This is a genomic window from Chamaesiphon sp. OTE_20_metabat_361 (genome assembly GCF_031364565.1).
The window spans coordinates 1-6432 of record NZ_JANLWO010000026.1 but is presented as its reverse complement, the minus strand read 5'-3'; the positions used below and the strand labels follow the sequence as shown (position 1 = coordinate 6432).

The following is a 6432-nucleotide window of genomic DNA, read 5'->3' as shown; positions in this document are numbered from 1 at the left end:
CGTCAACTCAATGCCAACGGTGACGACCCGATCTTGAGTACTTTAGGTGACTCCGATTTCGACGAGCTATGGTTGTTTGCCTTAGATACGGGTGACGGACTCAGTAGCAACGATTGTGCGGGCATCACTGCCTTTCACCGCAGTGGGCGGGGCATTTTAACCACCCGCGACCACCAGGATCTAGGCATCAGTTTATGCGGCTTGGGTGAGATTGGGGCACTGCACTTTTTCCAATCCAGACATCTCGATCCAGATACGTCACAGCATAAAATCGATGATACGGGCACTCCCACTATTTCTTGGCCAAACTATCATTCAGGGCGCAATGGCGACTATCAGCGGATTACTCCAGTCGAGCCGATTCATCCCCTGTTTCGCAATGCTGCTTCGCCCTCTGGCGCGATCGAGTTGTTTCCAGCCCACCCGCACGAAGGAGCCGTCGGCGTTCCAGCCGGAAGTAAGGCACGGGCGATTGCCACTGGTACCAGTGGGATCACCGGACGCTCGTTCAATTTGGTGGTTGTGCTCGACCGCCTTGGTGGCGCGCTTCGCGATCGAGCAGAGGAAACAGATGGCGAAACCGGACGAGTTATCGCTCAATCAACCTTTCACCACTTTGCCGACTACAACTGGAGTGTCGCGCAGGGATGTCCGAGCTTCGTTGACGAACCAGAGGGAGACGGGATGCAAACCGAACCATCTGCGCTGGCGGATATTCACGCTTACGTGCGGAATTTAGTGGCTTGGCTCGCTCCTGTACCCGTTGGCGTAGCCTCTGTCTTGTCTTGACGCATCGAGAATCGGGTCATCGGATGGGATTTCGTTCGCGAAGCGTCGGCTTGCCGAATCTCTTCGGGTAATTAATGACGACCGCATGATTCCTGGTGCGGGATTTGGCACCCACGGACATCAAGATATGGAAATTATTCTCACCTATGTGCTAGAAGGAGAATTGGCAATCGGCAGCTTCCAAGTGATGAAATTGGTACTTACAAACATAACTTACTCAATCTTCAAACAGTAACGCAATTCTGGTAACGTTGCTATAGAGATCGGGCGATTAAGATAGCCCATAGCCATAGCGATCGAGTAATTATGTGAATTGCTGTTGTTGGAAAATTGTGATGAGTCTTCTATAGTTTAAAGTATGCTACCTCATACTTCTCCAGAGAGGTTCGATGATTGCTCTAGCTGGTATTGCTATCCAAGACAAGATCTACGAAAGTGCTAATTCTCTGGTGTATCGGGGCATCGCAGATGATGGGCTAGCGATCGTCATCAAAATGCTCAAGCAAGATTATCCTTCCCCCCAAGAACTGACTCGCTACCGACAAGAATATCAGATCGCCCGCTCCCTCGACCTAGAAGGAGTCGTTAAGGTATATAGCCAGCGGGATTATCAACGCACGCTTGTCATGCTCTTAGAGGACTTTGGTGGAGAGTCTCTAGAGCAATGGATGCGAGCGCACCCAGAGACTTTCTGCCCTATGCCCTTAGCCACTTTTCTCCGGCTGGCGATCGATCTCACAAACATTCTGGGCAAAATCCACGCTGCGAGTATCATTCACAAAGACATTAATCCTGGCAACATTGTTGTGAATCCCGATACGGGCGTTGCCAAAATCATTGACTTCGGCATTGCCACCCAATTTAACCGCACGAATCCGACGTTCAAAAGTCTTCATGGGTTAGAAGGGACACTTGCCTACCTGTCGCCAGAACAAACCGGGCGGATGAATCGCTCGATCGATTATCGCACCGATTTTTACTCGCTCGGTGTCACGTTTTACGAACTGCTAACCGGACATCTGCCGTTTCCCACAACGGATCTGCTGGAGCTAGTCCATTGTCATATTGCCAAACAACCTGTGTTGCCTCACGAACTGAATGCAGCGATTCCCGAACCTGTTTCCGAGATCGTGCTGAAACTGATGGCAAAAAATGCCGAGGATCGCTATCAGAGTGCGTGGGGGATTAAAGCAGATTTAGAATATTGCGATCGCCAATTAGCAGAAAATGGTCGAATCGATCGGTTTCAACTTGCACTTCAAGATGTTGCAGATCGATTTCAAATCCCACAAAAACTGTATGGACGGGACAAGGAAGTTGCACGGTTACTGGCAGCTTTCGACCGCGTAGCGTGTCCAGAGGACAATTCAGAACCAAGATTCAGAGTTGAAATGATGTTGGTGTCTGGCTATGCTGGCATTGGCAAATCAGCGTTAGTGCAAGAACTCTATCAACCCATCACGGCAAAGCGCGGCTATTTTATCGCGGGTAAATTCGACCAATTTGGGCGCAATATTCCCTACAGTGCGATTGCGGATGCCCTCAAAAAATTGGTGCAACAACTGCTTGGCGAACCAGACGATCGAGTACAGCAATGGCGAGATCGACTACTCGCAGCTTTGGGAAACAACGGACAAATCATCATCGATGTCATCCCAGAAGTCGAATCGATTGTGGGCAAACAGCCGCCTGTAGCGTCGGTGGGAGCTACTGAAGCTCAAAACCGCTTTCATCGAGTTTTTGGGCAGTTTTTACGGGTATTTTGCTCCAAGGAACATCCCCTGACGATCTTCTTAGACGATCTACAGTGGATTGACTCAGCAACCCTTAATTTAATCGAGCTGATGCTGCTGGATGAGCAAGCCCAATCCCTGTTTTTAATTGGAGCCTATCGCGATAATGAAGTCATTCCCACGCATCCACTTGTTTTAACGCTGGAAAATCTGCGAAAACAAGGGGCAGTAATTCAGGAGATTGTGCTTTCACCCCTGGCAATTGAGCCGTTGAGTCAGTGGATTGCCGAGATGCTACATCAGAATACTGATACTGTTCGTTCTCTAGCTGAATTAGTCCTGCGTAAAACTGAGGGCAATCCTTTTTTTGTCAATGAATTTTTGAGATTGCTGTATGGCGAAAATCTGTTAACATTTGAATCCCCTCAATCCTCTGTTCGTCAGGGGGAAAGTCAAGGAGGGTGGAAGTGGAATATTACTCAAATCCAAGCCCAGAACATCACCGATAATGTGGTGGAATTGATGCTGCTCCAGTTGAAGAGACTGCCAGCAGCGACACAGCAAATGTTGCGATTGGCAGCTTGTATCGGGGCTGGATTTAATTTAGATACATTATCGATCGTTGGCAAACTGTCGCCTCAAGCAGTTTTCCTGGATTTACAAACAGCCATCCAATCTGGATTAATTCAACCCTTATCTGAATTAGACGAGAGCTTGTTAATTCAAGAGTTTAAGTTCTTGCACGATCGCGTGCAGCAAGCCGCCTATGCCTTAATCGATGAAACGCAGAAACAAGCAATTCATCTTCAAATCGGTCGCAATTTACTCGAAAAAATACCGCCAGAGCGACGATCGTATCGGCTGTTTGAAATTGTGGATCATCTCAATCATGGGCTTGAACGGGTCAACAATCGAGTAGAGCGAAATGAAATTGCTCAATTGAATTTGATGGCAGCTCAGAAAGCAAAAGGGGCGATCGCCTATAGTATTGCTAAAAAATATTTAGCCACCGGAAGAGCATGGCTGGCAGATTCTAGCTGGCAAATAGATTATGACCTGACCTTATATTTATATTTGGAAACAACCGAAATCGCATATTTATGTGGTGAATTTGAGCAGGTGGAATGTTGGGCGGCGATCGTTCTGCAATCGGCCAAAACTATTTTCGACAGCGTAAAAGTTCATGAAATCAAAACTCAAGCATATATCGCACAAGGTCAGCCATTAAAAGCAATCAACACTGTGCTGCAAGTTCTACCACAATTTGGGATTAGTTTTCCTGAGCAACCAGGGCAGTTAGATATTCAGATTGAGCTAGATGCAGTCTCGCGCCTTGTTAAAGAGAAACCCATTGAGGACTTGATTCATTTACCGGAAATGAGCGATCCAAATAAATTAGTGGTGATGCGAATCCTATCTAGAATTACGATTTCAGCCTGGATAGCGGCTCCTGGTTTAATGTCGTTACTGGTATCTAAACAAGTTAGCTTGTCAATTGAATATGGAAATGCGCTTACATCTTCCTTTGCTTACGCTAACTTTGGCTTAATTCTATGTGGAAGGGTCGGAGACATCCAGACGGGCTATGAATTTGGACAGTTAGCCTTGAAACTATTGTCACGACCCCAGAGCCATTCACTCAGAGCCAGAACATTGCTCATTGTAAATACCTTCACGATTCACTGGAAAGAGCATGTGAGGAAGACGTTTCAGCCATTGTTAGAAGCCTACCAAAGCGGGCTTGAAACGGGAGACTTGGAGTTTGCCGCTTATGCCGCTCACTCTTATTGTTTTAACTCCTATGCAGTTGGAGAGGAACTCATAGAAGTTGAACACAAGATGACAACCTATAATGAGGCAATTCGCCAAATCAACCAGGAAACGGCACTCACCTGGAATCAAATATTCCATCAAACTGTTGCAAATTTGAGGGGCTGCTCGGTCACTCCGACGCGTTTAGTCGGAGAATTCTATAATGAGCAGGATAGGCTACCACAACATGAAGTGGCCAATGATGGAACTGCAATCTTTGATGTCTATGCCAATAAGCTCATCCTCTACTACCTCTTTTCTGATTATGCCCAGGCAGTTGAAAACGCAGCTATAGCAGAACGCTATTTGACTCAAATAGTAGGCACATCTTTTGTTCCCTTTTATTATCTCTATGATTCTCTGGCAAGACTGGCAACCTATCTCGATAGCAGCGATCGAGTGCAAGCAGAAATTCTCATAAAAGTTGCTATCAGTCAGAAAAAAATGAAGCACTGGGCAGATCGCGCGCCCATGAACTATTTGCATAAATATCAGTTGGTGCAAGCAGAGACGGCGCGAGTTTTGGATCGGTTGCTTGAGGCAGAAGAATTCTACGAACGAGCGATTCAAGGTGCTAGAGACAATGAGTATCTTCAAGAAGAAGCATTAGCCTATGAATTAGCTGCCAGGTTTTACCTATTTCGAGGTCGGGAAAAGTTTGCCCAAACCTATATGAAAGAAGCACACTACTGCTATGAACGATGGGGAGCAATGGCGAAAGTGAAAGATTTAGAAACCCGCTACCCACAGTTTTTTCCTCAATCGTCGGGCATGGCTAACACGCCAATCCACATTACTTCTGGAACCACTTCTAATCACTCACCCACTGCCTTCGATTTAGCTACGGTGATGAAAGCATCTCAGGCGATTTCGAGTGAAATTGAACTGGAGCAGTTGCTCGGTTCTTTGATGCAGATCTTAATCGAAAATGCTGGCGCACAAACTGGATGTCTGATTTTAGAAAACTCAGGGGAATGGGCGATCGAAGCTGCTTACGAACTTAACGATCGTCAGAATGTCGGCGATCTGCGAGTGCTGCAATCGATACCAATCGCAAATCGCTTACCCGAATCGATGATTCAGTATGTGATTCGTACTCACGAATCTGTCCTCTTAAATGATGCTAATCGTGAAGGTAATTTTATTAGCGAGCCATATATTCAACACCACAAAACACAATCTATCTTATGTTTGCCACTACTAAATCAAACTAAACTCGTCGGCGTGTTGTATCTGGAAAATCAATCAGCAACTGGGGCATTTACACCCGATCGATCTCAAGTTCTGAAGCTATTATCAACCCAGGCAGCGATCGCGATCGAAAACGCTAAACTCTACTCAAAGTTGCGCGCTAGCGAAAGTCAGATGGCTCAATTTTTAGAAGCGATTCCGGTGGGAGTTGGGATCGTTGATGCGAATGGTCGCCCTTACTATGCCAATCAACGTGGTATTCAGCTTATGGGCAAAGGGATCGATCCTGCCGTAGCCACAGAGCAAATCGCCGAGGTTTACCAATTTTATGTGACGGGAACGGATCGAATCTATTCGACTGAAAACATGCCAATTATCCGAGCGTTGAGCGGCGAATGCACCACGGTTGACGATGTAGACATTCGCCAGAACAATGAAACCATTCCAATTGAGGTGTGGGGAACTCCCATCTTTGACGAACAGGGCAACGTGGTTTATGCGATCGCTGCTTTTCAAGACATCACCGAGCGCAAACAAGCAGAGAGACTGCTAGCCGATTACAACCGAACATTGGAGCAACAAGTCACCGAGCGGACTTTGCTCCTTTCTCAGGAGATTGAAGAGCGTCAACGAGTGGAAAACGCTCTGCAGCAGAGTGAAGAGCAACGCAGGCTGACGATGGATTTCACCCACATCGGCAGTTGGAACTGGAATATTGTGGCGGATACAGTAGACTGGAACGATAACCATTTCCGCTTGCTGGGGTTAGTCCCAGGTGAAGTTGAGAGTAGCTACCAAGCATGGCGCGATCGAGTTCACCCAGAAGATCTTCCTCGAATCGAGCAAGCTATTACAGCAGCTCTAGCAACTCATACCGATTTTGAAGCCGAATATCGAGCGATCTATC

At 46.8% G+C, this 6432-nt stretch carries 2 protein-coding genes and 1 pseudogene; all 3 read left to right on the top strand.

Annotated features, from left to right (window positions below; translation table 11 throughout):
• Positions 1–789 (top strand): hypothetical protein (locus RMO35_RS00625; protein WP_309737840.1); only part of this gene is annotated, 789 nt, incomplete at its 5' end.
• 61 nt (positions 790–850) lie between these two features.
• Positions 851–958: pseudogene (locus RMO35_RS00620) on the top strand (pirin family protein); the annotation flags it as partial.
• 220 nt (positions 959–1178) lie between these two features.
• On the top strand, positions 1179–6432 hold a 5254-nt coding region (locus RMO35_RS00615), incomplete at its 3' end, for an AAA family ATPase (protein WP_309737839.1).